We start from the raw sequence: 24,626 nt of genomic DNA, 5'->3' as shown, positions 1-24,626 counted from the left end.
CTGTTCATGTAAAAATCACCAACTGTTAGACATAGTATTTTACACATTAGTTCTTCTATGCACGTCGAATTGCATTTTTTATTTTGTTTTAGGCATTTATTACTTCTTTTTTCACGTCAGACAAACCTTTTAATAAATTTTCGGCGATTGTTAACCATTTTGATGTCTCTAATCCATTCGTTTTCATAACAATTTTCAAACGAGAACCTTCCATACCAAGACCAATCATACGACCAAAACTATTACCAAGCATAAATAATTTTCCACCATCAATATTTTGGCTTGATTGCTCTGAGAATAAAAACGTCACTTCAAATTTTGTTTGCTTAATTAGCTCAATCTGTTCTTTCGTTGCTAATACTTTAATATTTGCAATTTGTAATAAATATCCAACTTCTTGCGGATAATCTCCAAAACGATCAATCATTTCTTCTTGTAATTCCTCAATATCTTCAATCGCAGAGACACCTCTAAATTGTTTGTACATCATAATTTTTTGTTTACTATCTGAAATATAGGCGTCTGGCAAGTAAGCATCCACTTCTAAATCAATTTCAACATCAATCGTATTTTCAATTCCTTGTGTTCCTTGACGCTGTTCAATCGCATCTTTTAACATTTGAGAATATAGATCAAATCCGACAGAATCGATGAATCCATGCTGCTCAGCCCCTAACAAGTTACCAGCACCACGAATGGATAAATCTCGCATTGCAATTTTAAATCCTGATCCAAGTTCTGTGAATTCTTTAATTGCTTGTAAACGCTTCTCAGCGACTTCTGACAACACTTTATCACGCTTATATGCAAAGTATGCATAAGCAACACGGTTTGAACGACCAACGCGCCCACGAAGCTGATAAAGCTGTGATAATCCCATACGATCGGCATCAAATACAATTAATGTATTTACATTAGGAATATCAACACCTGTTTCAATAATCGTTGTACTTACAAGAACATCATGCTGCCCATCTAAAAATGATAGCATGACAGACTCTAGTTCACTCTCGTTCATTTTCCCATGTGCATACGTCACACGCGCCTCTGGGACTAACATGGAGATTTCATCTGCTTTTCTTTCAATATCTTCAACACGGTTATACAAGAAATAAATTTGACCGCCCCTTGCAAGTTCCCGTTCTATCGCCTCTCGAATTAACCCTGGATTATACTCAACCACATATGTTTGTACCGGGAAACGATTTTCTGGTGGCGTCTCAATAACAGATAAATCTCGTACACCGAGCATAGACATATGGAGCGTACGCGGAATTGGCGTTGCCGTTAATGTTAATACATCAACATTCGCTTTCAATTGTTTAATCTTTTCTTTATGCGTAACACCAAATCTTTGTTCTTCATCGATAATTAGTAAGCCTAAATCTTTATAGGTTACATCTTTAGATAAAATGCGATGTGTTCCAATAACAATATCAACTGTCCCATCTTTTAAACCTTTAATTGTTTCATTTTGTTGTTTTCTAGTACGGAATCTACTTAACAATCCAATATTAATTGGGTAGTCTTGAAAACGTTCTCGAATCGTTTCATAGTGTTGTTGTGCAAGAATCGTTGTCGGTACTAAAATTGCAACTTGCTTTTCATCCATAATTGCTTTAAACGCTGCACGAATTGCAACTTCCGTTTTACCATATCCAACATCACCACATAGAAGTCGATCCATCGGACGCCCACGTTCCATATCCTTCTTAATTTCTTCAATAGAACGCAACTGATCTTCTGTCTCCTGGTACGGGAAAGATGATTCAAATTCCTGCTGCTCTGCAGTGTCCGGCGTATACGCATATCCCTTTGAAGCCTCACGCTCTGCATACAATTTAATTAAGTCATCTGCAATATCTTGTACAGATTTTCCCACCTTCGTTTTGACCTTTTTCCAATCGTTTCCGCCTAGTTTGTAAACTTTCGGATTCTTACCTTCTGATCCTACATACTTTTGTACTTGATCAATTTGTTCGATTGGCACATATAACTTATCATTACCTTGATATTTAATGTTCAAATAATCTTTATGGACACCATTAATTTCTAACGTTTCAATTCCTAAAAATTTACCGATACCATGATTTACATGAACAACATAGTCGTCAACTTTTAACTCTGAATAACTTTTAATACGCTCTGCATTCGATAGTTTTTGCTTACGTTGTGATTTTTTTACTTTTTTATGGAACAGCTCTTTTTCTGTAATCACAACAAGCTTTTGCATTGGCATTTCAAATCCTGCATGTAAATCACCTACAGCAATTTGAAGGCGACCAGGAAGCAATATATCTGTAGATTCTATAATGTCTGCTTCAATATCATAATCACTTAAAATATATTGTAATTTTTTTGCGCGTTCTTCATCTGTTCCTAATACAACAGTCGTGAAGTCCCCTTCAGTCCATCTATCAATTTCTGTTTTTAACAATTGCATTTGCCCATGAAAGTCCTGCATTGTTTTACACGTTACATTAACAATATTTTGCGGGTGCGTATGTGCAATATGGCGTAAAAATAATGTTAAATATACAAAGCTTCTCTTTTTATGGTGTAGAAATTCTTCAAATTGGTGTGAGAACACCAAATCTTGAATAATTGCCCCTTCACTTAGAAGCGATGTATACCATTCTGCTTCTTCTGTCTCAAGATGTGATGCCGTTTCTTGAATACGCGAAATTTCATCTAAGATAACGACACCATTCTCAGGTAAATAGTCTATTAGACTAGCATGTTCTTTGTAAAAAATAGATAAATATTTAAACATTTGCTCTATAGTCTGTCCGTTTTTCAATATTTCTATCTCGTGACTAACTGTTTCAAGTACTGCTGTCTTGATTTTATCATCAGAGAGCTTCTGCATCGTCTTCATTAAACCTTCCTCAAGACGCTCCACCCCTAATTTCAGTTCATCTTTTGAAAATAAAAATTCTGTCGCAGGACCGAATTTCACGCTTTCTCTTTTATCTTGAGAGCGTTGTTCTTCTACATCAAATGAGCGGATAGAATCTACTTCCGTATCAAAGAGCTCTATACGAAACGGTAATTCTTCAGTTAACGGATAAATATCCAGTATACCCCCGCGCAAACTAAATTCTCCAGGTGCTTCTACCATTGACTTACGTTCATATCCAATATGATGCAATGTATGAAGCAATACATCTAAATCAATCTCTTGCCCTAGACTAATTTCGATTTGCTTTTGCTTCCATAATTCTTTTATTGGTAGAAATCTACGTAATCCAGCAACTGGAACAACAATAATGCCCTGCTCGCCCATCGCTAAACGATTTAATACTTCAATACGCTGAGCTTTCAGTTCTGGGCTTGCAACCCCTATTTCTGACGCAATTAATTCATTAACCGGATATAACCATACATCCCGCTCACCAAGTAGTGATACTAAATCCTCATATACTTTTTGCGCTTGAAATAAGTTGTGTGTAACAACAAGTTGTGACTGCTTTGTTTTTTTATATAAAGCAGCCATTAATAAAGAACGAGAAGAAGTTGCCATACCTGATACAAGCTGTTCTTTCAATCCTTCTTCTAGTCCATTAATAATGGATTGTATTTCTTTATTTTTATAAAATTGCTCTAATAACCCTATCATTTTCAAAACTCCTCTCAACATAAAGAGCAAGTTAATATATTTTTATGCAAATATTTTGGAAAAGGAAAACAGAAAAATGCTTTGGACACGCCAAAGCGACAACATTTTATTGCAAAAATTTTTCATACTCATAATACTCCGGATAAGATGAGAGCGTTTCTTGGCACGACTCACAGATTGTTTTTATATATATATTTCCATTTTCATGAAAATGAATCATATCCAATCGTTCTTGCTCTGTTAGTTGAAATAAAACTTTGTTGTATACCTTTTCTGCGGTAATGGAACCTACGTTACAACCACAATGTCTACAGTAATAATGTCCTTCCATACTATCCTCCTAAGTGTACAATTACTACTAGTATGGATAAAAACATTATAAAATATTCCAATTTAGAACATTAACCGTTAAAAGTATTCATAATTTGAAGAAATGGTTTCTTCAACCACTCTTCACATGCGTCCGTAGCTTTTTCAATAGATTGATTTACCCCTGGTAGCTCTTCTGCTGTGAAACGCCCCAATACATAATCCACAACTTTCATGCCATTTTTTGGACGATCAATCCCCATACGAATACGTTGGAACTCTTGCGTTCCTAAATGAGAAATTGTCGATTTCACACCGTTATGACCGCCTGCACTACCTTTCATACGAAGACGCAATTTACCCACTGGAATATCTAAATCGTCATACATGACAACAAAATCTTCTACATCAATTTTATAGTAATCCATAAGTGGACGAATGCTTTCTCCAGATAAATTCATATACGTAAGCGGCTTTAATAAAATTACTTTTTCACCATTAACAAAACCTGAACCATACATGCCTTTAAACTTTTGTTCACTTAAAGAAATGCCCCATCGTTTCGCAAGCTCATCAATTCCCATAAATCCGATATTATGCCTTGTTAATTCATATTCTCTACCCGGGTTCCCAAGTCCTACTATTAATTTCACTCTTGTACCACTACTTTCTTTTTACGATACGAAAAGACGTAACCAAATTTGGTTACGTCTCATTCTATCCAATTAATTGAATAATACACTCACTGATTCTTCTTCATAAACACGAATGATCGCTTCTCCGATTAATGGAGCAACAGAAAGCTCGTGTACTTTATCAATTTTCTTCTCTTCCGGTAATACAATAGAGTTTGTTACAACTAACTCTTTAATATTTGAGTTTTGGATACGCTCAATTGCTGGACCAGATAAAACTGGGTGTGTACAGCAAGCATATACTTCAGAAGCACCGTTCTCAACAAGAGCGTTTGCTGCTAATGTAATTGTACCAGCTGTATCAATGATGTCATCAATTAAGATTGCTGTCTTACCTTCAATGTTACCGATGATATTCATAACTTCCGACACATTCGGACGTGGGCGACGTTTATCAATAATAGCAATTGGCGCTTTTAGGCGGTCTGCCATTTTTCTTGCACGTGTTACACCACCGTGGTCAGGAGATACGATTACGATATCTTTAAGACCTTTTGTCTCAAAGTAATCAGAAAGAATCGGTACACCCATTAAGTGGTCGATTGGGATATCAAAGAACCCTTGAATTTGTGGAGCATGTAAATCTAGAGTGATTACACGAGTTGCACCTGCTGTTTCAAGTAAGTTTGCTACAAGTTTCGATGTAATTGGTTCACGAGAACGCGCTTTACGGTCTTGACGCGCATAACCATAATAAGGAATAACGATATTAATTGTTTTTGCAGATGCACGTTTTAATGCATCAATCATAATAAGTAATTCCATGATATGTTCATTTACTGGGAAGCTTGTAGATTGAATAATGAATACATCGCAACCACGAATACTTTCTTCAATGTTAATTTGAACTTCTCCATCACTAAAACGGTCAACAGAACATTTCCCTAACCCTACTCCAATATGCTTTGCAATTTGCTCAGCAAGTTCCTTATTAGAGTTTAAAGAGAATACTTTCAAATTAGAATTTAGATATTGAGTCGACATCTAGATTAACCCTCCACATTATGATTTTTTCTTATTCAGCAATTGATCAACATAGTCTTCTTTGTTAACTTGACGTGCACGTGCAATTGATAATGCTTTTGATGGAACACTCTCTGTAATTGTAGATCCTGCCGCAACATAAGCACCATCTTCAACTGTTACAGGAGCAACAAGGTTTGAATTACAACCAATAAATACGCCGTTTCCAATAACTGTTTTAAATTTATTCTTGCCATCATAGTTCACCGTAATTGAACCACAACCAAGATTCACGTCTTCTCCAACTTGTGCATCCCCGATATAACTTAAGTGTGAAGCTTTACTTCTATTACCAAAAACAGTCTTTTTGATTTCCACGAAGTTTCCAACGCGTACTTCGTCACCAATAACTGAATCTGGACGGATATGTGCAAATGGGCCGACTGAAACTTCCATACCAATCTTACTGTCATGTACAGTAGATTGACGAATTGTCGTACGATCTCCAATTTCACTATCACGTACTACTGTATGTGGACCAATTTCACAATCAGAACCAATTACAGTTTTGCCTTCAATAACTGTTCCCGGATAAAGAACTGTATCACTACCAATGATTGCATCAGCAGAAATGTATGTGTTATTTGGATCAATAATTGTAACACCATTTACCATGTTCTTTTGGTTAATACGCTTTTTCATAATAATTTCCGCTTGCGATAGAGCGACTCTGTCATTAACACCTAATGTTTCATCGAAATGCTCTGTTTGATAAGCTGATACAATATGACCTTCACTTTTCAAAATCTCAATAACATCTGGAAGGTAATATTCACCTTGAACATTATCGTTTGAAACTTTAGAAAGTGAAGCAAATAGTGCCTTATTATCAAAACAATACGTACCTGTATTAATTTCTTTAATAGCTCGCTCTACTTCATTTGCATCTTTATGCTCAACGATTTTTTCAACATGACCACTTTCATTACGAACAATGCGTCCATATCCAGCAGGCTCTTCTATGTACGCTGTTAACACCGTCGCTTTCGCTCCTGCTTCTTCATGATGCTTTAACAATGCTTCCATTGTTCCTGCAGTTATAAGGGGCGTATCACCACAAATAACTAAAGTTGTTCCCTCTTCATTTGCAAGTACATCGGCAGCTTGATCAACAGCATGTGCTGTACCAAGTTGTTCTGCTTGCAATGCAAACTCACTTACGTTCCCTAGTTGTTCTTGTACTTTTTCAGCACCATGTCCAACTACCGTTACAAGTTTCTGCAATCCTAATTGAGATACTTGATCAACTACATGCTGTACCATTGGTTTTCCGCATACAGGATGAAGCACTTTGTATAGCTTGGACTTCATACGTGTGCCTTTACCTGCAGCTAAAATCACTGCAAATCTGTTTGACATATAGACCCTCCATCGCAACCTATTTATCCATTAAAGATATTATCCTAAATCATTATATATTTCAAGAAACACAGCATAACTATTAAATTTTACCATACTTCTTATAAGATGTTTTATTCTTTAATATCTTTTTTTAGGAAATAAGATATACTATTTCGAATGATTTTAAAGAAATTAGAAGTTTACATATAACGAGGACAATAAAGTGAGGCTTTAATTAGCGGAAAATTTTATTCAAAATAAATACTTTATAAGTACAAAACCGTTCTTTTTAGGCGGGAGAGAGCGCCCGGCCTCGCACAGAAGCGGTCAGGGCCTTTTTTGCCTCCATGCCCAGGGAAGACAAAAGGAGATAACGAGTTCAGATCTTCTTTTATTTTCATAGCCGGAACTTAGGTGCCAATAAATCAAAATGGATTTACAAATTAAAAAACAAACCCCTGTAAGGGTTTACAGGAGTTTGTTACAAAATTATAGAGCTCCTTTATTAGAGCCCTTTTTATTCGAATTTTACGAAGCTCCCGCTTCTTCAAACTCAACTTCTTCTAACTCGCCTAAACGGTGATACTCAGCTAAAACCGCATCTTGAATTTTTGAGCGTGTGTTAGAATTAATTGGATGCGCAATATCACGGAACTCCCCATCTGGAGTACGTTTACTTGGCATTGCTACAAATAATCCATTATTGCCATCAATTACACGAATATCATGAACAACAAACTCATGGTCTAATGTAATAGAGGCAATCGCTCTCATACGGCCTTCTGTGTTTACGCGGCGTAATCTTACGTCAGTCACTTCCATCTTGTGTTCACCACCCTTTTCTAAATAAGCGATATGTTTGTATAAATTCCACAAATTTTCTATTTTCCCTTTAATTTTTTAAAAATTTTTAAGATAAAAATTTTTATTTTAACGGAATATAAGAATTAATGGACGTTATCGCTTACAAATTTTCATTTTACAAGGGCAATAACTTCAATTTCGACGGAAACATCTTTTGGTAATTTTGCAACTTGTACACAAGAACGAGCTGGTTTATGTGCAGAAAAATATGTTCCATATACTTCGTTTACATCATTAAAATCATCCATATCTTTTAAAAATACAGTTGTTTTTACAACCGTATCAAATGATGCTCCTGCCTCTTCTAACACAGCTTGTAAATTTTGAAATACTTGTTCGGTTTGTATTTTCACATCACCTGTTACAAGTTCTCCACCTACCGTTAATGGCATTTGTCCTGAGCTATAAAACATGTTATTTACGATAATCCCTTGTGAATATGGACCAATCGCTTGTGGTGCTTGATTTGTTTGAACTACTTTCATATTCTCTCTCCCTTTTATTATTTTATTTTCCTTAAATAAAAACTCTTAGAAAATTTTCTTCCCATATAAACTCAGTTCATCCTATCTAAAATAATTAGGATGCCCTGTGCTAGCGGGCGGTAAGACTTTCACAATACAAGAAAAGACTTAACGCCCACTAGCACTTTCATTTACAAAAAAAGATAAAGCTTCTGCTTTACCTTTTTATTCAGCTTCTACAAGCCCTTCGTCAAATGGCACAAGTGAATAATTCCCTTTTTCCACTTGAATTGTTTTCTCTTTAATATCTACTTCTGATAAGCGGATTAAAGAAACAAAGTTATTAATAAGTCTTTCTTCAATATCTGTCGATTCTACTAATACGCCGATTCCAACAACATTGGCATTAAACTCTTCTAGCATGCTAATCATGCCTTGAATTGTTCCTCCAGCCTTCATAAAATCATCAACGATTAAAACATTGGCACCTTCCGGAAGACTACGTTTTGCTAAAGTCATTGTTTGAATACGCTTAGATGAACCTGATACATAGTTAATACTAACTGTTGGTCCTTCTGTTACCTTATTATCTTTTCTTGCAATTACCACAGGTACATCTAAATAATTCGCTACCGCATATGCAAGCGGAATTCCTTTTGTTGCTACCGTCATAACCGCATCAATCGGCTGCCTCGCAAATACAGAAGCAAATAGGCGACCTGCCCCGTTGATATAGCGGGGATTACTCAAAAGATCCGTCATATATAAGTATCCACCTGGAAGAAGACGATCTGGATTCTCAAATAAGCCACAAAGCTCATTAATGATCAGATTTGCTTCCTCTTCACTTATATATGGAATATATTTCACTCCTCCTGCTGCCCCTGGTATCGTTTGCAATGTGCCGACCCCGTGTTGTTCAAACGTTTGCTTAATAATAACTAAATCTTCACTAATGGAAGACTTAGCTGATTGATACCGTTCAGCAAAAAAAGTGAGAGAAACTAACTGACGAGGATTTTGCAATAAATAGTAAGTCATATCAACTAGTCTTGTACTCCGTCTAATTTTCACATTCTCACCCCAAATCACGAATATTCTAAACAAATCATAACTTATTATACGTCTTTATTCAAGCGTTTCTCGCTCCCCTAATAGACGGACTGCGTATACTTGTTCACAAAATCCTTTTAAACCATTATAAATACGGTGCATACGCGAATCATGATGCACAAGCCCAAACACAGTTGGACCACTGCCACTCATTAAAACTGCATCTGCGCCAAAGCGCTTCATCTGTGCTTTAATACGTGCAACTTCAGGATGCATCGCAAATGTCACATCTTCTAATACATTTCCAACTGCATTGCATATTCCTTTATAGTCACCTTGATTGATAACTTCAACCATTTTATCTACGTCTGGATGTGTAACACGATTTAATTGTAAATTTCCATATACGTCAGCAGTAGATACACCGATATGAGGCTTCGCTAAAATAACCCAACAAGAAGGGGGTGTCTTTATATGCTCAACCTTTTCTCCTCTTCCTGTCGCAATCGCTGTTCCGCCATATACACAAAAGGATACGTCAGACCCAATTTCTGCTCCAAGTTCCGCTAATTCACCTATTGTAAGACCTAAATTCCATAGCTTATTAAGACCACGTAATGTAGCAGCCGCATCACTGCTTCCACCTGCTAATCCTGCTGCTACTGGAATTGTTTTTTCAATAGCAATAGATACACCTTGTTTTACCTTAAATTTCTCTTTTAATAATTTCGCTGCTTGATAAGCTAAATTACGCTGGTCGTCTGGGACATACCGATTATGGGATACAATTTCAATACGGTCTTCTGATAACTCCGTTAACTCTAAACGATCTGCTAAATCGATTGTTGTCATAATCATTTTCACTTCATGATAACCGTCTTGTCTTTTCCCTAGTACATCTAACGACAGATTAATCTTTGCTGGTGCTTTCACTAGTAGCTTCAATCTATTCACCCACTCTATGTACTCAATCTTTTATCGTTTATTTTACCATAAATTTATAGTAAGACGATGACACTTCCCTAATTATAACGAAAAGCATTCAGAATGAAACTACTTATACAAAATGATGATACCTTTTGGCGTGCAAAAAGCCGAGGAATTTCTCCTCGGCCACCGTAGCATAGAAGTTATTTTGCAACTACTGGTTTTGTTTCATTAATTGCTGCTGTGCAATTTCAATAGCACGTTTCACCATATTACCAGCATCTTTCGCACGAATTCCGCCCCATCCTTCTTTCTGAACAACATCATAAAATCCAAGCTCTTTTGCAAGCTCTTCTTTAAACTGATTTGACATGACTCCTCTTCGTCTACTCAATGCAGGTCCCTCCTTATTTTGCTACGGTATAATTAGTATGCAAAAAAATGTCTTTTTTATTTATGGGAATATATGTAACAAATTAGACAATTACCCTAAAATAACCTCGTTCTGAGGATCATCATAAAACGTTAATTCTACCGTTTCTGTTAAAACATCTGCATAGCTATAGGAAACACGCTGCAATGTATCTTCTTGTTGATCTAACTGTACAACAAAAACAGAACGATAAGTTTCTGCTAGTACGCCTGATTGTTCCACTGTTTTTCTTCTTCCACTATTCGCCTTTAACATAAGGCGCTTCCCAAGATGATGATCTAATTCACTTTTAATTTCATCTAAACGTTTTGACATATACTTTGCTACACCTCGCTGTAATTTAGAGTGAATACATAAATACATGATATATCTATCCCAATCATTGCCTATACATAACAAGCAATATCTTCGCAAGAACCTAATGCGTTCGAATAGATAGAAGAATTACTATATTGTAAAAGTATTATTGTATAGTCTGTACGTTCTTACCTTTTTTTATCCAAGCACCTACAAATCCTTGTTTATGGTACATCTTTCACCAAACAAACTGATACTTTTCCCATAAGAAAAACAAGGTACATATATACCTTGCTTACTCTTCATAATATTGAAAAGGTAATCCTGTTCGTAAAAGTCCTCGGGTCTCAATACCACCAAGGCCTTTTTGCCCAGTAATAGTATTTCGAACAACATCCCATACATTTACGCGTTCCATAAATGAAGTAAAACTAATCTTCCCCACTACATATACTGGATCCAATGCATGAATATTAATACGCGATGGTGAACTAGCAAAATTAGCACCAGCTCGAATTAATGCTTCAAAATGGGACTGACATGCCCCTGCAAAAATAACAAGTTGATCTAAAGAAGGGTATTTTTTTCGTACTTCCCGAACGGCCTGTACAAAGTGCCGAGAATGACGATAAGCTGCTAAGTCTCCCATAACTCCTTTAGATTTTGTATATGCATCATGACCTGTAATGACCAAAATGTCTGGACGAAAATGATCGATTAAATCAACTACCTTTTCATGCATTTCTGTTTCTTTACAATGTACCCCTTGAACTGGAACACCTATCTTTGTATATAAATCTAAACATTTCCGTAAATATAATGGGTCTCCATCTATATGCAAAACCCTACCTGGCATTTGAAAATAATTGACTTCACTCGTATATCCTCCTGTAGAATTATGCTCGTGACGTTGCTTCATCAAAACATAGTCTTGTTGAAACAGGCGATATGTTCGCTCCATCGTTTCCTTCTCACGCTTTTCCCTTTTCTTATACTCTCTCTGATCAATGCTAATTAAATCTTCAAGCGGTGCATCTGCCACAAGTCTGACTTCTTCTCCAAATAATATTGCAATTTCACCTTTTATTTCTGTAATGCGAAAAAGAATGTCTCGGTTATAAGACTGTCGTTCCACTAAATCTCCAACATGTACAGCCATTATCCTACCTCCAAATTCATTAGGCCATCTCACTAACCATGTTCTGTTTTTAACGTATGAATTTAGAGTGAAAAGGGTGACAAAAAGGACAGCTCGAATTGAGCTGTCCTTTTATTGTTTATCCCGCTATTTGCGACCAGTAAGATCCCCACCTCAAAATTCAGCGAAAGTAAAGAAGTTAGGTGGGGGATTAACTGCCCATAAAAGCCCGATTGGTTCAACTAATAATCAGTGGGGGATTAAGGTTTCACTTTATGAGAGACTAATGCATTACTCAGTGCTGCAAATTCTTCGATTGATAATGTTTCGCCTCTTCGCTTTGGATCAATGCCTACTTCCGTTAAAATACGATCTAATAACTCTTTATCTTTCGGGAAACCATTTAGATTATTTGATAAGTTATTCATCAACGTTTTACGACGTTGTGCAAAGCTTGCTCGTACTACTTCGAAGAAAAACTTCTCATCTTTCACTTCAACAATTGGTTTTGGACGTTTTAAAAGACGAATAACTGCGGAATCTACATTTGGTTGTGGGACAAATACGGTGCGCGGAACAGTCATAACTGTTTCTACCTCCGTATAATATTGAATTGCAATAGATAGAGAACCGTAGTCTTTCGTTCCTGGTTTAGCCGCTAAGCGATCTCCCACTTCTTTTTGCATCATAACAACAAACCCACGAACTGGTAATTGTTCTTCTAGCAATTTAAACAAAATTGGTGTTGTAACATAGTATGGTAAATTTGCTACTACCATTACCTCTTGCCCTTTTTCGAACTGCTCTCCGAATACTTCATGTACATCTGCTTTTAAAATATCTTTATTAATTACAGTTACGTTGCTGTAAGGAGCTAATGTTTCATCTAGAATTGGTAATAGTCGTTGATCGATTTCAAAAGCGACTACTTTCTTAGCACGTTTTGCTAACTGCTCCGTTAACGCTCCAATACCAGGACCAATTTCAATTGCTCCGCTCTCTGGGCCGATTTCTGCATAATCCACAATACGATTTAATACGTTTGTATCAATTAAGAAATTTTGACCTAAACTCTTTTTGAATGAAAACCCGTACTTTTCAACAATATCTTTCGTACGATTCGGTGTTGCGATATCCTTCATTTCTTTTCCTCCTGTAATACTTGTTTATATGCTTCCGCAAATGCTTCTTTTGAAACTTGAAACATTTGTAAACGTTTATGTAGCTGCTTCGCATTTGTATAACCAATCTTTAATAGTTTACCCATTTTTTCTCTACGACTTTTTGCCTGTTCTCCGCCTACTAGTCCAGCATCTACTAAGTCACTCCAACTAATTTCGCTCGTATAGGCTTCCATTTCTTCGTGAACATTTTCTAAAGCACGGCGAATGGATTCATTGGAAGCATGTTCAATTCCGACTCCTTTTTTTCTCTTGGCAAGTGCCTCTTCTTTCGGTAAGAAAGCATGCTTACAACCCGGAACCTTCTCAGAAATAATTTTCCGAATACGCTCTCCCGGGTAATCAGGATCCGTCAAAATAATAACGCCTCGTTTTTGCTGTGCCAATTTTACTTGCTCAATGACATGTTCGCCGATTGCTGAACCGTTCGTTTCAATTGTATCTGCATCAACAGCACGCTTAATTGCAACTGTATCATCTTTACCTTCTACAACGATAATCTCTTTAATTTTCATGACTGCCTCCACACTGATTTCGTCTCTACTTAGTAAAACAAAAAAACGAATACTTTTCCATTATTATTTTCCCACTGATACAATTTAAAAAGCAGAGGAGAAAAAATCCTCTGCCTACTCTTCTTATTGTAACACTTTAACCTCACTTGTTTTCTTCCCTACAAATATATCCGTTAGTTAGTTAGCTAGCTTGTATTGCCTTCTGGGTATTGTTGGTGCTCTTCATTGGGAGGTAACAATAGAGGCAGGATAAAAGAAAAAGAATGGAATTCACCATTCTTTCTTATTCAACACCAAATAAAGCTTTTGCATTTTCTGTAGTTACCTTTGCGACCTCTTCGTATGAAATACCTTTTAAGTTAGCAATTTCTTCTGCCACAAGTTTCACATAACTTGGCTCATTTCGTTTACCACGAAATGGATGTGGCGTTAAGTATGGACAATCCGTTTCTATTAGCAGCTTTTCCATTGGAATTTCCATTGCAACTTCTTTCGGTTTCTTTGCATTTTTGAAAGTTACTGGCCCACCCAATGAAATTAAAAAATTCATATCAATACATTGTTTTGCCACCTCTACACTGCCACTAAAGCAATGCATAATGCCGCCTACTTCAGCTGCATTTTCTTCTTCTAGAATATCTACAATATCTTGCGTTGCATCACGGTTATGTATAATAATAGGCAAATTCACTTTCTTTGCTAACTGAATTTGTTTACGAAATACTTCTTTCTGTACTTCCTTCGGAGACTTATCCCAATGATAGTCCAACCCCATTTCACCAAGAGCAACTACTTTTGGGTGTGCAGCTAACTCTTCTAACCAAACTAAATGTCCTTCCGTCATATCAATGGCATCAACGGGATGCCAACCAACCGCTGCATAAATAAAGTCATATGTTTCTGCGAGCTCAATTGCTTTTTTTATTGTTACCTCATCAAAACCAACAACAACTGTATACGAAACCCTAGCTTCTTTCATTCTTGCAATAACTTCCTGTAAATCTTCTTCAAATTGCTCTGCATTTAAATGTGAATGTGTATCAAACAACATAACAAATAACTCCTTTTATTTGAAATAAATTCTATCATAGTAAAAAATCTCTTCCCTAAAAACGTAATAACAATAGTACAATCTTAATACAAAAAAGGAATTTTTAAAAAGATTCCTGACAAGAAAAAAAGATGCTCCACGAATGTTACACGTGAAACATCTCTTATTTTGTCAAGATTACTTGATTTTTGTACCATTTGATAAATTTTGATCAATTGTTGCTAAAGACAATACTCCATTTTCTTCGCCTGCTAAAATCATACCTTGTGATAATTCACCACGTAATTTCACTGGTTTTAAATTTGTTACACAAATAACTTTTTTCCCTTTTAATTCTTCTGGTGTGTAAAATTTAGCAATTCCAGAAACAACTTGTCGCTTTTCTGTGCCTAAATCAAGTTGAATCTTTAACAGTTTGTCTGCTTTTTTTACAGGCTCTGCTTCTATTACTTCCGCCACACGCAATTCAACTTTAAAGAAATCATCAATTGTAATTTCTTCTGCCTTCGGTTCCTCTTCCTTTTTCTCTTCTATTTTAGGAGCAGAACCTTTCATTTGTTCTTTGATATATTCAACTTCAACTTCTACCTCTAAGCGTGGGAAAATTGGTTGTCCTTTGACTACCTTCGTGCTAGCTGGAACACAACCAATCGTAGAAAGGCTATCCCAAGATTGATAAGCTTCATCAGTAAGGCCAAGTTGTGTAAAGATTTTACTTGGTGTTGCTGTCAAGAATGGCATAAGCATAATACCCATTTGGCGAAGCATTTCTGCAAGGTGTGCCATTACGGACGCAAGCTTATCACGATCATTCTCATCTTTCGCTAATACCCAAGGTTGTGTTTCATCAATATATTTATTAGTACGGCTAACCAGTTGCCAAATAGAACTCAATGCTACTGAAAACTCCATGTTTTCCATTGCTTCTTCTACTTTTTTCAATGTATCCTGTGCAAACGTTACTAATGTTTCATCAAACTCAGTTACATTTTCTTTAAAAGCAGGAATTTCTCCATTAAAGTACTTATCAATCATCGCTACTGTACGATTTAATAAGTTTCCTAAGTCATTTGCAAGGTCAAAATTAATTCGCTCAACAAAACCTTCTGGCGTAAATACACCGTCTGATCCAAATGGAACCTCACGAAGTAAATAGTAACGCAGTGCATCCAATCCATAACGATCAATTAACGTAACTGGATCAACTACATTACCTTTTGATTTACTCATTTTTCCGTCTTTCATTAAGATCCAACCATGAGCAAATACCTTTTTCGGCAGTGGTAAATCTAGTGCCATTAAAATAATCGGCCAATAAATTGTATGGAAACGAACAATTTCTTTTCCTACTAAGTGAACATCTGCTGGCCAATACTTTTTATATTTCTCTTCATTATCTGTTCCATATCCTAGTGCTGTAATGTAATTAGATAATGCATCTACCCATACGTAAATAACGTGTTTGGGGTTACCTGGCACACGAATTCCCCAGTCAAAAGAAGTACGAGAAACTGCTAAATCTTCTAGACCTGGTTTAATGAAGTTATTAATCATTTCATTTTTACGAGATTCAGGTTGAATGAAGTGTGGATTTTCTTCATAAAATTGTAGTAGTCGATCTACATATTTACCCATTCTAAAGAAGTAAGATTCTTCGCGAACAAGTTCTACAGCATGGCCACTATCTGGACTTTTTCCTCCGACTACTTTATCGCCTTCCATAATCGGATCAACAAGTTGATGTTCTGTGTAGAATGTTTCATCCTGTACAGAATACCATCCTTCATATTCATCAAGATAAATATCACCTTGATCAACAAGTTGTTTAAAAATCTTTTCAACAACTTCTTTATGACGATCTTCGGTTGTCCGAATAAAGTCATCGTAAGAAATGTCCATTTTCTCCCACAATTCTTTAATTCCTGCTACAATGTTATCAACATATGCTTGTGGTGTAACTTGTAGTTCTTCTGCTTTCTTTTGAATCTTTTGTCCATGCTCATCAGTACCTGTTAAATAATGAACATCATATCCTTGCATGCGCTTGTAGCGTGCCATTGCATCTCCTGCTACCGTTGTATAAGCATGTCCAATATGAAGCTTTCCGCTTGGATAATAAATTGGAGTAGTGATATAAAAGGTCTTATTTTCCTCTGTCATTGTTTTGAACCTCCCAAATGACCTCATATGTATTTATAAACAGTATATCAAAAACTGACGCATAAAAACGAATTAATGCTCGATTATCTTTATCATCTATTACTCATATTCAAAAAAAATATACAGTGATTTATCTGAAATATTGATAAAATTTAAAAATACAGTAAAATACTTGTGTAATTCTTTCATTTTCTATTATATATAAGAAGTATAAAAATCTACAATTCTTTCATAAAATATAAAATTTATGAATTGACGGAAATGTAAATGATTGGTATCATATGTTCATAGGGTATTTTGTCGAAAAATGACGAATTAAAATATAGACTCGCAAACTTACAGAATATGAGGAGGATAACGAATATGAAATCTACTGGTATCGTTCGTAAAGTTGATGAATTAGGCCGTGTTGTAATTCCGATTGAATTACGTCGTACATTAGGTATTGCTGAAAAGGATGCTCTTGAAATTTACGTTGATGACGAAAAAATCATCCTAAAAAAATATAAGCCTAACATGACTTGCCAAGTAACTGGTGAAGTGTCTGATGGTAACCTTTCTTTAGCCGAAGGTAAAATTATCTTAAGCAAAGAAGGCGCTGAACAGATCTTAAACGAACTTCAACAATATATTCAAGCAGTAAAATAAGCTTCTCAATTATGAGAAGCTTATTTTTTATCAACATGATAGATTTGATAGACGTCTCGTTTCGACAAATCTCGATCTTTGGCCACCTTTTTAATTGCATCCTTTGAAGACATTCCTTGCTCGTTTATGTAGTGTTCGATATGATCGTATACTGATATAGCTTCCCACCACTGTTCCTCTGGAGCAGCTTCCTCCTTTGACCCGGATACTAATATACAAAATTCACCACGAACCTCATTTTGCTTTGTCCATTCAATCGCTTCTTCTACCGAACCACGAATAAATTCTTCGAATTTTTTCGTTAGTTCTCGGCACAATACAATTTCTCTATTTCCAAGTACTTCTTTCATAGAAATTAATGTATCATCTAACCGATGCGGCGCTTCATAGAACATCATCGTAGTTGGAACATAACGAAGCTTTTCTAATTCCGCCTTACGTTCTTTTTTATTTCTGTGCAAAAATCCGTAAAAATAAAAATGTCTCGTTTCTAACCCTGATGCAATTAGCGCTGTAAGAGCAGCATTTGCCCCTGGAAGTGGAATAACATGATATTGTTTCTCTACAGCTTCTACAACAATATCGTAGCCTGGATCAGAAATACAAGGCATACCTGCATCACTTACAAGAGCTACTGTTTTTCCATCTTCTAGCTTATCTAAAATTTTCTGTCCACTTACTTCCTTATTATGCTCATGATAACTCATAACTGGTGTTTCAATTTCAAAGTAGTTACAAAGCTTTTTCGTCTGCCGCGTATCTTCAGCAGCAATGATATCAGCCTCTTTCAATATCCGAATCGAACGAAACGTCATATCTTCTAAATTACCAATCGGCGTTGGAACTAAATATAAGGCTCCCTTTTCATTTGCTTGAAAACTTTTTTGCTGCCACATAACGTTCTCCTTTTTGCATATATTCTTCTTTTTCTTTTCGCTTTAACTGTTTAAAATGATATTCAGCTTGCATCGCTGTCGTTTTATCTTCATGAACCTCTACGTATTTTAAAACAACAGGAAGCCTAGCACGAGTATAACGTGCTCCCTTCCCACTATTATGAGTTTGAATTCGTTTCTCTAAATTATTTGTATACCCTGCATAATAACTCCTATCTGAACATTCTACTACATAAAAATAATGTTTATTCTTCTCCATATAAGATTGAACGAAGCTCCTTTGTATACTCATTATTTTCCTCATATACAAAAAGGGGTGGCAAAATTTTCAAATCTGCATTTCCATCTTTAATTCCTTCTATTAGTAGCGTATTTGCTTCTTTACCCGCCTTTGGATATACAAACTGCACACGTTTTGGTTCAATCTTATACTTTCTCATTAGTGTTACAATATCAAGTAATCGACCTGGACGATGAACAAATGCTACCTTACCACCTTGCTTTACAAGCTGACTGCTAGCATATACGACATCCTCTAATGTACACATAATTTCATGACGAGCTATAGCTAAATGCTCGTTAATGTTTTTCTCAGATGCCTTTGGCGTTTGAAAATACGGCGGATTACATGTTACAACATCGTATTGATGACGCCCAAGCTGCTCTGGCATATCCTTTAAGTCTCCATGAATTAACTGGATTCTTTCTTCTAACTTGTTATACTGGATGCTTCTTACTCCCATATCATACAAGCGTTCTTGAATTTCTACCCCTGTAATATTCCCTTTCGTTCTCGTGCTTAACAAAAGCGGAATAACAGCATTTCCTGTACATAAATCAAGCAAATTTCCCTTTTGAATCGGAACCCATGCAAAATTCGCAAGTAACACTGCGTCTAAAGAAAAATTAAACACAGATGGACTTTGAATAATTTTCATTTCTTCCGCTAGTAAATAATCTAAACGTTCATCTTCATATAAGTGCATATACGATTTCCTTTCTTATACTTAACCTACCCTATTTGAACGTAAAACTAAGACCTATTTCATCTTATCTTTACTCTCATGTATAAAAAATTACCTTTCCAATATATTGGAAAGGTAATTTCATTTTTTATTTAAAAATGACAGACAGAATAAACAATCCCCTTCTTTACGTACACTTCCATAATGTAAATTACAGATATGGAAACCTTCTTGATATAGGCGTGCTAGGTTATCGTAGCCTTCACCAATATCCGTTTTAGGCTTCATTTCTTTTCGTTTTTGAGTTTTTTGTTTTTCCTTATTCTGTATTTCTTCAAAACGACGTCGCAAATTTTCATTTTCCATTTTAATATGTTGGTTTTCTTCAAGTAACTCTGCAAGATGTTGCTTTAATTCTCCCAACTGCTTATATAAATGTCCAATTTGCTCTTCCATACTGGAAACCGCTGCAAAAATATCCTTTTTCTCCACAAGCACCCACCTCATTAATCTGTGGTTTGACTCGAAACGACCCCTTCATTAATTAATTCATCTAACGTATATTCTACTATCCGTTCCTTGTCTACTAATTCCACTTGAATTAATCTTTCTAAAATATTTAATCCGATAACGCGTCCAAGACCATGCGGTGTTTGTATACGTTGATCTAAATCAGGAAGTTGCTCTTTTGCCGCTTCATACTCGTCATTCTCATATTTTAAGCAACACATTAATCGGCCACATAAGCCAGAAATTTTCGCAGGATTTAATGATAAATTTTGATCCTTTGCCATTTTAATGGATACAGGTTCAAAATCACCTAAAAATGTAGAACAACAAAGCATACGGCCGCATGGACCAATACCACCAAGCATTTTTGCTTCATCGCGAACACCAATTTGTCTTAGCTCAATTCTTGTCCGAAAAATTGCAGCTAAGTCTTTTACAAGTTCACGAAAGTCAATACGACCATCCGCTGTAAAATAGAAAATAATCTTATTACGATCAAACGTATATTCTACGTCTACAAGCTTCATATCAAGTTTATGTTCCCCTACCTTTTGTTGACAAACTTGATATGCTTCTTTTGCAGCATGTTTGTTCTCTTCAACAATTGTCCGATCATTTTCATTTGCAATGCGAATGACTTTCTTTAGCGGTAGTACCACATCATTTTCATCAACTTGCTTTTTTGTAATAACTACTTTCCCATATTCAATACCTCGTACAGTTTCCACGATCACAAATTCATTTTCCGAGATATCGAATTGATTCGGGTCAAAGTAATACACTTTTCCGGCCTTCTTAAAGCGAACACCTACTACATCATACAAAACGGTCATCCCTCCTGCAACCGCAACACTAACTGTTCGAACACAAGCTGCGCATTTACATTAGCGTTGATTCTATTTTTTGCTTCTAATATATTAAAAAGAGCTGATACAATGCGCTTCTGAGCGTAAGAGAAAGAATGAAACATCTCCTTTTGATCTTGAAAGACAAGACGATCTTCCTCTCCTAATTGAACATATAATAAATCCCTATAAATAAGGAGTAAAATATCTAAACCTTGTTGTAATTGTTCCTTCTCTCCAAAGTGTTTCCCCCACTTTTCTTGTACAAAAAAAAGAGAGGTTGTATCTTTTTCGAGCGCTTCACATAATTTTATCACTAAAGCTCGTGCTTGTGCAAACCATTCATCATTACACAGTAATAACGCTTCCTCAAAACTATTCGTAAGCTGTGCAGCAAGGGTAGATAAAGAAACTGCAATTCCATCCCCCTGCAGTCTCTCAATTAAAGATTCTGTAGACAAAGGTCTAAATGTCACAACTTGGCAACGAGATAAAATAGTATTTAAAATTTGATGACTTTGTTCAGTAAGTAAAATAGCTGTTGTATTGCTGCTTGGTTCTTCTAAAAATTTTAATAAGGTATTAGCAGCATTTGCTGTCATTCGATCTGCATGCTCAATAATATATACCTTTTTATTTGCCTCTAAACCCGTTTTTGAAAACTCTTCCTGTAAATCATGAATTTGTTGTTTTTTAATAGATAACCCATCTGGTCTTACAATATGTAAATTAGGATGGTTACCCGAATCAATCCGGCGGCAATTCGTACATGTATGACACGGCTCCACACCGTTTCTTTGTTTACAAAGAAAACTTTTTGCCATTTGAATTGCCGTTTCATATTTTCCAGTTCCTTTTGCACCTTCTAACAAATAAGCGTGGGATATACGCCCTTTTGCAATACTATTCATCAACATCTTTACACCAATGGGCTGTATAGCAGAAAGCTGCTCCCACGTCCTCGTCATAATGCATACCTCACTTGTTTTATACTTTCCTTCTATTATAACAATTTATCTTCTATAAGCTGAATAACTTCTTCCACAATCTTTTCTATTGGCTGATCTGCGTTCACAACGACTATGCGATCTAAGAAGCGATCTACAACCTGTAAATAACCATCACGTACACACTTATGAAATTCAATACTTTCCATATCTAAACGATTCACTTCACGATTAGCATCCTTTTCGATGCGAGCTAAGCCTGCTTCAGGTTCAATATCTAGATAGATTGTCAAATTAGGCATACAATCTTCAGTTGCAAACCGATTAATTTCAAATACCTTATCAATCCCTAGACCTCTTGCATAACCTTGATAAGCAAGAGAGCTGTCAATAAAGCGATCACATAATACAAGATAGTTTTTCTCCAAAGCTGGCATAACTTTTTCTACTAAATGTTGTCTGCGTGCTGCAGCATATAATAATGCCTCCGTACGTGCTTCCATCATCGTATACTCTTGGTTATGTAAGATTGCTCGGATCTCTTCTGAAATCGCTATACCACCTGGTTCTCGCGTTGCTATGACTTTTTGTTCTTTCTTTTCAAAGTACGGTAATAACTTTGTAATTAATGTCGATTTACCTGAACCCTCTGGTCCTTCAATTGTTACAAATAATCCCTTCATCCTAAAACCTACTTTCTTCCTATATCATACACATTCATATATTTTACATTCCCTTGAAAACGAGCACCCGTTTCTTCTAAATAAGAAATTTGTTCGATGTGTTCTGTCGTAATTTCTTCTCCATACATCAGTAATGGAATACCCGGTGGATACGGAATAACCATATCCGCTGCAATCATCCCCGCAGCTTCTTGTAAAGGTACAATTTTTTTCTTATACTTTCCTAATTGCTTATAAGTAAATGGTAAAGAAGAGAATCCCTCTCTGTAAGTATACCGAATAGATGGTATCTTGTCTGTTACCGTATAATTACGTAATGCTGACCGTATTACTTCTATGGCCTTCATATACTGCTCATTCACTTGTAATGGTAAAATAAATAGAACATTATATGGATCTGCCATTTCTGCGTATATACCTATCTTTTCAAATATAGATTGTAATTCATAGCCAGACAGCTCACAGCGTGTTTGTACCGTAACTTTTAACTCATCCTGCAAAGGATACTGTAAAACAGCAATTTGTGGAATCCCCTGCAATTCCTCCCTAAATCGCCTCACAAACTCCACGATTTTATGACAGCCCTTCTCCTTCATATTTGCTAATGTAAAGCGAGCCACATCTAATGAAGCCATAATCGGATAAGACGGACTGCTAGATTGTAACATATTTAAATAAGAAGAAACTTTTTCTTCATGCACTAAATTACTATTGATATGTAAATAAGACCCCATAGTCATAGCGGGTAATGTTTTATGCGCTGAGTGTGCAACTATATCAGCACCGTATTCTAATGCTGACTTAGGAAATGGCTCTCCTATACAAAAATGAGCTCCATGTGCCTCATCTACTAAAACAGGAATTTTATGTGCGTGTGCGCACATAATACTTTTCTTTAGGTCAACTCCCATACCATAATAATTGGGATGTGTTAAAATCAATGCCTTTGCTTCTGGATATCGTTCAATAGCTCCCTTAATGACCTCATGCTCAACTCCAACTGGTATGCCATACAATTCATCAATCCAAGGCTCTAAAAATACTGGATTCGCTCCAGCTAACTTCAAGCCATTAATAATAGACTTGTGGCAATTTCTTTGTACAAGAACAATATCATGCTCCTTGCAGCATGATAAAATCATTGCCAAATTTCCAACTGTAGAACCATTAATTAAAAAATAACTCTTTTTTACATTATATACATCAGCCAATAATTGCTGTGCTTCATCTATACATTCAAACGGACTATGCAAATCATCTAATCCTGTTAATTCCGTTACATCAATAGAAAGCACATCACTAAAACCTGCTTGTGCCTGCTCCGGAAAATTCAAACCATTTTTATGTCCTGGAACATGTAAAGATAAAGGCTTTTTATTTTTAAACTGGAGTAACGTCTCATATAATGGTATTCGATTTTGATTCATGTTTATCTCTTCCTTACTTTTCATTCTCTATCTATTATACAGAGATATTAGGGCAAAAAAAATAATAGGCATGTGCGCCTATTTATGAATATAATATTTGGATCTTTCGCAGTTGTTCTAAATAGTATATATATTTAGGATCATTCGTTTCAGTTTCTACCATATCCCGTTCACAAGCATCACATATAAAACTTGTGTGTACATGTATACCATCATCTTTCCTATTCCCACATACAATGCAAACCTCATGTTTTATTTTCATATCTTTATCCTAATCATTTTTCTCTAAATGAAAACGATGTAGGATATTCCTCCCCTCTATTTTGAATTAAAATATACTTACCTCTATTCCTTGACACTTTTCCGGAAAATATACATCGTTTCGTTATATATGTATGATATGAATCCTATTTGGGCAGTGTGTTTGTCACACACATGATGAAATTAAACTTTCTTCCACAGTACTTTTTTATCTTTTCACCTGAAAATATAAAAAAGCACGAGTCAAATGACTCGTGCTTTAATTGCTTGGCGACGTCCTACTCTCACAGGGACAAGGTCCCAACTACCATCGGCGCTAGAGAGCTTAACTTCCGTGTTCGGTATGGGAACGGGTGTGACCTCTCTGCCATCAT

26 protein-coding genes and 1 rRNA gene are annotated in these 24,626 nt (G+C 35.9%); 1 reads left to right on the top strand and 26 read right to left on the bottom strand.

The genetic code is table 11. From position 1 onward, the window contains the following. Window positions 1–88: 88 nt before the first annotated feature. The 16 genes from mfd to metG all read right to left on the bottom strand — a co-directional run bounded on the left by mfd (window position 89) and on the right by metG (window position 17,070). Window positions 89–3,619, bottom strand: a complete 3,531-nt coding sequence (gene mfd, locus C568_RS0125105) for a transcription-repair coupling factor (RefSeq protein ID WP_018783067.1) — start codon at window positions 3,617–3,619, stop codon at window positions 89–91. Window positions 3,620–3,725: 106 nt separating this feature from the next. Next, window positions 3,726–3,950, bottom strand: coding sequence for an anti-sigma-F factor Fin family protein (locus tag C568_RS0125100; RefSeq protein WP_003194238.1), 225 nt, complete (start codon window positions 3,948–3,950; stop codon window positions 3,726–3,728). Window positions 3,951–4,020: 70 nt separating this feature from the next. Further along, window positions 4,021–4,581: an aminoacyl-tRNA hydrolase gene (gene pth, locus C568_RS0125095; RefSeq protein WP_018783066.1), complete on the bottom strand. Its 561-nt coding sequence runs from the start codon at window positions 4,579–4,581 to the stop codon at window positions 4,021–4,023. Window positions 4,582–4,653: 72 nt separating this feature from the next. Continuing rightward, window positions 4,654–5,607 carry a ribose-phosphate diphosphokinase gene (locus C568_RS0125090; protein WP_000107420.1) on the bottom strand — a complete coding sequence of 318 codons (954 nt, stop codon included), beginning with the start codon at window positions 5,605–5,607 and terminating at the stop codon, window positions 4,654–4,656. 18 nt (window positions 5,608–5,625) lie between these two features. Beyond that, window positions 5,626–7,005 carry a bifunctional UDP-N-acetylglucosamine diphosphorylase/glucosamine-1-phosphate N-acetyltransferase GlmU gene (gene glmU, locus C568_RS0125085; RefSeq protein ID WP_018767328.1) on the bottom strand — a complete coding sequence of 460 codons (1,380 nt, stop codon included), beginning with the start codon at window positions 7,003–7,005 and terminating at the stop codon, window positions 5,626–5,628. Window positions 7,006–7,515: 510 nt separating this feature from the next. Further along, the gene (gene spoVG, locus C568_RS0125080; RefSeq protein WP_002174553.1) at window positions 7,516–7,809 is read right to left on the bottom strand and encodes a septation regulator SpoVG; all 294 of its coding nucleotides are present in this window, start codon (window positions 7,807–7,809) and stop codon (window positions 7,516–7,518) included. Window positions 7,810–7,961: 152 nt separating this feature from the next. Then, a complete protein-coding gene (locus tag C568_RS0125075; protein ID WP_018783065.1) occupies window positions 7,962–8,336 on the bottom strand; it encodes a RidA family protein in 375 nt (124 codons plus the stop codon). A 204-nt stretch (window positions 8,337–8,540) separates the two neighbouring features. Beyond that, window positions 8,541–9,389 carry a pur operon repressor gene (gene purR, locus C568_RS0125070; RefSeq protein WP_018783064.1) on the bottom strand — a complete coding sequence of 283 codons (849 nt, stop codon included), beginning with the start codon at window positions 9,387–9,389 and terminating at the stop codon, window positions 8,541–8,543. Between the two features lie 54 nt (window positions 9,390–9,443). Beyond that, entirely contained in the window at window positions 9,444–10,313 is an 870-nt protein-coding gene (gene ispE / locus C568_RS0125065; RefSeq protein ID WP_018767331.1) for a 4-(cytidine 5'-diphospho)-2-C-methyl-D-erythritol kinase, read from the bottom strand. A gap of 196 nt (window positions 10,314–10,509) precedes the next feature. Then, window positions 10,510–10,689 carry an acid-soluble spore protein SspF gene (gene sspF / locus C568_RS0125060; RefSeq protein WP_016116903.1) on the bottom strand — a complete coding sequence of 60 codons (180 nt, stop codon included), beginning with the start codon at window positions 10,687–10,689 and terminating at the stop codon, window positions 10,510–10,512. 90 nt (window positions 10,690–10,779) lie between these two features. Continuing rightward, window positions 10,780–11,043, bottom strand: a complete 264-nt coding sequence (gene veg, locus C568_RS0125055) for a biofilm formation stimulator Veg (RefSeq protein WP_018767332.1) — start codon at window positions 11,041–11,043, stop codon at window positions 10,780–10,782. 277 nt (window positions 11,044–11,320) lie between these two features. After that, on the bottom strand, window positions 11,321–12,184 hold the full coding sequence (yabG, locus tag C568_RS0125050) for a sporulation peptidase YabG (protein WP_003205440.1): 864 nt from the start codon (window positions 12,182–12,184) through the stop codon (window positions 11,321–11,323). Window positions 12,185–12,423: 239 nt separating this feature from the next. Beyond that, window positions 12,424–13,305, bottom strand: coding sequence for a 16S rRNA (adenine(1518)-N(6)/adenine(1519)-N(6))-dimethyltransferase RsmA (rsmA, locus tag C568_RS0125045; RefSeq protein ID WP_018783063.1), 882 nt, complete (start codon window positions 13,303–13,305; stop codon window positions 12,424–12,426). After that, complete coding sequence (rnmV, locus tag C568_RS0125040; RefSeq protein WP_018767333.1) at window positions 13,302–13,859, bottom strand: ribonuclease M5; 558 nt, start codon at window positions 13,857–13,859, stop codon at window positions 13,302–13,304. The genes rsmA and rnmV overlap by 4 nt, the downstream gene beginning before the upstream one ends. Before the next feature lie 283 nt (window positions 13,860–14,142). Continuing rightward, window positions 14,143–14,910, bottom strand: coding sequence for a TatD family hydrolase (locus C568_RS0125035; RefSeq protein WP_018783062.1), 768 nt, complete (start codon window positions 14,908–14,910; stop codon window positions 14,143–14,145). 177 nt (window positions 14,911–15,087) lie between these two features. Continuing rightward, the gene (metG, locus tag C568_RS0125030) at window positions 15,088–17,070 is read right to left on the bottom strand and encodes a methionine--tRNA ligase (RefSeq protein WP_018783061.1); all 1,983 of its coding nucleotides are present in this window, start codon (window positions 17,068–17,070) and stop codon (window positions 15,088–15,090) included. Between the two features lie 363 nt (window positions 17,071–17,433). Between metG and C568_RS0125025 the strand changes: the two genes are divergently transcribed. Continuing rightward, window positions 17,434–17,718 (top strand): AbrB/MazE/SpoVT family DNA-binding domain-containing protein, encoded by a 285-nt coding sequence (locus C568_RS0125025; protein WP_003194210.1) that lies wholly within the window; start codon window positions 17,434–17,436, stop codon window positions 17,716–17,718. 20 nt (window positions 17,719–17,738) lie between these two features. Here the strand turns inward: C568_RS0125025 and rsmI are convergent, their stop codons facing one another. The 10 genes from rsmI to rrf all read right to left on the bottom strand — a co-directional run. Next, window positions 17,739–18,614, bottom strand: a complete 876-nt coding sequence (gene rsmI / locus C568_RS0125020; RefSeq protein WP_018783060.1) for a 16S rRNA (cytidine(1402)-2'-O)-methyltransferase — start codon at window positions 18,612–18,614, stop codon at window positions 17,739–17,741. Continuing rightward, window positions 18,583–18,873, bottom strand: coding sequence for a GIY-YIG nuclease family protein (locus C568_RS0125015; RefSeq protein ID WP_018783059.1), 291 nt, complete (start codon window positions 18,871–18,873; stop codon window positions 18,583–18,585). Before C568_RS0125015 ends, rsmI begins: the two co-directional genes overlap by 32 nt. After that, window positions 18,860–19,600: a tRNA1(Val) (adenine(37)-N6)-methyltransferase gene (locus tag C568_RS0125010; RefSeq protein WP_006093070.1), complete on the bottom strand. Its 741-nt coding sequence runs from the start codon at window positions 19,598–19,600 to the stop codon at window positions 18,860–18,862. The genes C568_RS0125015 and C568_RS0125010 overlap by 14 nt, the downstream gene beginning before the upstream one ends. A gap of 120 nt (window positions 19,601–19,720) precedes the next feature. Further along, a complete protein-coding gene (yabA, locus tag C568_RS0125005; protein WP_016116893.1) occupies window positions 19,721–20,071 on the bottom strand; it encodes a DNA replication initiation control protein YabA in 351 nt (116 codons plus the stop codon). A gap of 14 nt (window positions 20,072–20,085) precedes the next feature. After that, window positions 20,086–20,913, bottom strand: a complete 828-nt coding sequence (locus C568_RS0125000) for a PSP1 domain-containing protein (protein WP_003194202.1) — start codon at window positions 20,911–20,913, stop codon at window positions 20,086–20,088. Window positions 20,914–20,918: 5 nt separating this feature from the next. Next, complete coding sequence (holB, locus tag C568_RS0124995) at window positions 20,919–21,902, bottom strand: DNA polymerase III subunit delta' (protein ID WP_018783058.1); 984 nt, start codon at window positions 21,900–21,902, stop codon at window positions 20,919–20,921. A gap of 35 nt (window positions 21,903–21,937) precedes the next feature. After that, on the bottom strand, window positions 21,938–22,564 hold the full coding sequence (gene tmk / locus C568_RS0124990) for a dTMP kinase (RefSeq protein ID WP_003194196.1): 627 nt from the start codon (window positions 22,562–22,564) through the stop codon (window positions 21,938–21,940). Window positions 22,565–22,572: 8 nt separating this feature from the next. Further along, window positions 22,573–23,991: an aminotransferase class I/II-fold pyridoxal phosphate-dependent enzyme gene (locus tag C568_RS0124985; protein ID WP_018783057.1), complete on the bottom strand. Its 1,419-nt coding sequence runs from the start codon at window positions 23,989–23,991 to the stop codon at window positions 22,573–22,575. Between the two features lie 82 nt (window positions 23,992–24,073). Continuing rightward, complete coding sequence (locus tag C568_RS33665) at window positions 24,074–24,253, bottom strand: sigma factor G inhibitor Gin (protein WP_029427743.1); 180 nt, start codon at window positions 24,251–24,253, stop codon at window positions 24,074–24,076. Between the two features lie 264 nt (window positions 24,254–24,517). Beyond that, window positions 24,518–24,626: ribosomal RNA gene (gene rrf / locus C568_RS0124975) — 5S ribosomal RNA — on the bottom strand; the annotation flags it as partial.

The sequence above is a fragment of the Bacillus sp. 95MFCvi2.1 genome (assembly GCF_000374965.1).
Lineage (GTDB): Bacteria > Bacillota > Bacilli > Bacillales > Bacillaceae_G > Bacillus_A > Bacillus_A pseudomycoides.
The sequence above is the reverse complement of the archived record's forward strand: the minus strand, read 5'-3'. Positions and strand labels throughout refer to the sequence as shown.

What these genes read in the sequence shown, in the direction of transcription:
- mfd (WP_018783067.1), bottom strand. Translation starts at nt 3,619, where the DNA reads ATGATAGGGTTATTAGAGCAATTTTATAAAAATAAAGAAATACAATCC.
- C568_RS0125100 (WP_003194238.1), bottom strand. Translation starts at nt 3,950, where the DNA reads ATGGAAGGACATTATTACTGTAGACATTGTGGTTGTAACGTAGGTTCC.
- C568_RS0125090 (WP_000107420.1), bottom strand. Translation starts at nt 5,607, where the DNA reads ATGTCGACTCAATATCTAAATTCTAATTTGAAAGTATTCTCTTTAAAC.
- glmU (WP_018767328.1), bottom strand. Translation starts at nt 7,005, where the DNA reads ATGTCAAACAGATTTGCAGTGATTTTAGCTGCAGGTAAAGGCACACGT.
- spoVG (WP_002174553.1), bottom strand. Translation starts at nt 7,809, where the DNA reads ATGGAAGTGACTGACGTAAGATTACGCCGCGTAAACACAGAAGGCCGT.
- C568_RS0125075 (WP_018783065.1), bottom strand. Translation starts at nt 8,336, where the DNA reads ATGAAAGTAGTTCAAACAAATCAAGCACCACAAGCGATTGGTCCATAT.
- veg (WP_018767332.1), bottom strand. Translation starts at nt 11,043, where the DNA reads ATGTCAAAACGTTTAGATGAAATTAAAAGTGAATTAGATCATCATCTT.
- yabG (WP_003205440.1), bottom strand. Translation starts at nt 12,184, where the DNA reads ATGGCTGTACATGTTGGAGATTTAGTGGAACGACAGTCTTATAACCGA.
- rsmA (WP_018783063.1), bottom strand. Translation starts at nt 13,305, where the DNA reads ATGAAGGATATCGCAACACCGAATCGTACGAAAGATATTGTTGAAAAG.
- rnmV (WP_018767333.1), bottom strand. Translation starts at nt 13,859, where the DNA reads ATGAAAATTAAAGAGATTATCGTTGTAGAAGGTAAAGATGATACAGTT.
- C568_RS0125035 (WP_018783062.1), bottom strand. Translation starts at nt 14,910, where the DNA reads ATGTTGTTTGATACACATTCACATTTAAATGCAGAGCAATTTGAAGAA.
- metG (WP_018783061.1), bottom strand. Translation starts at nt 17,070, where the DNA reads ATGACAGAGGAAAATAAGACCTTTTATATCACTACTCCAATTTATTAT.
- C568_RS0125025 (WP_003194210.1), top strand. Translation starts at nt 17,434, where the DNA reads ATGAAATCTACTGGTATCGTTCGTAAAGTTGATGAATTAGGCCGTGTT.
- rsmI (WP_018783060.1), bottom strand. Translation starts at nt 18,614, where the DNA reads ATGTGGCAGCAAAAAAGTTTTCAAGCAAATGAAAAGGGAGCCTTATAT.
- C568_RS0125015 (WP_018783059.1), bottom strand. Translation starts at nt 18,873, where the DNA reads ATGGAGAAGAATAAACATTATTTTTATGTAGTAGAATGTTCAGATAGG.
- C568_RS0125010 (WP_006093070.1), bottom strand. Translation starts at nt 19,600, where the DNA reads ATGCACTTATATGAAGATGAACGTTTAGATTATTTACTAGCGGAAGAA.
- holB (WP_018783058.1), bottom strand. Translation starts at nt 21,902, where the DNA reads ATGACGAGGACGTGGGAGCAGCTTTCTGCTATACAGCCCATTGGTGTA.
- tmk (WP_003194196.1), bottom strand. Translation starts at nt 22,564, where the DNA reads ATGAAGGGATTATTTGTAACAATTGAAGGACCAGAGGGTTCAGGTAAA.
- C568_RS0124985 (WP_018783057.1), bottom strand. Translation starts at nt 23,991, where the DNA reads ATGAATCAAAATCGAATACCATTATATGAGACGTTACTCCAGTTTAAA.
- C568_RS33665 (WP_029427743.1), bottom strand. Translation starts at nt 24,253, where the DNA reads ATGAAAATAAAACATGAGGTTTGCATTGTATGTGGGAATAGGAAAGAT.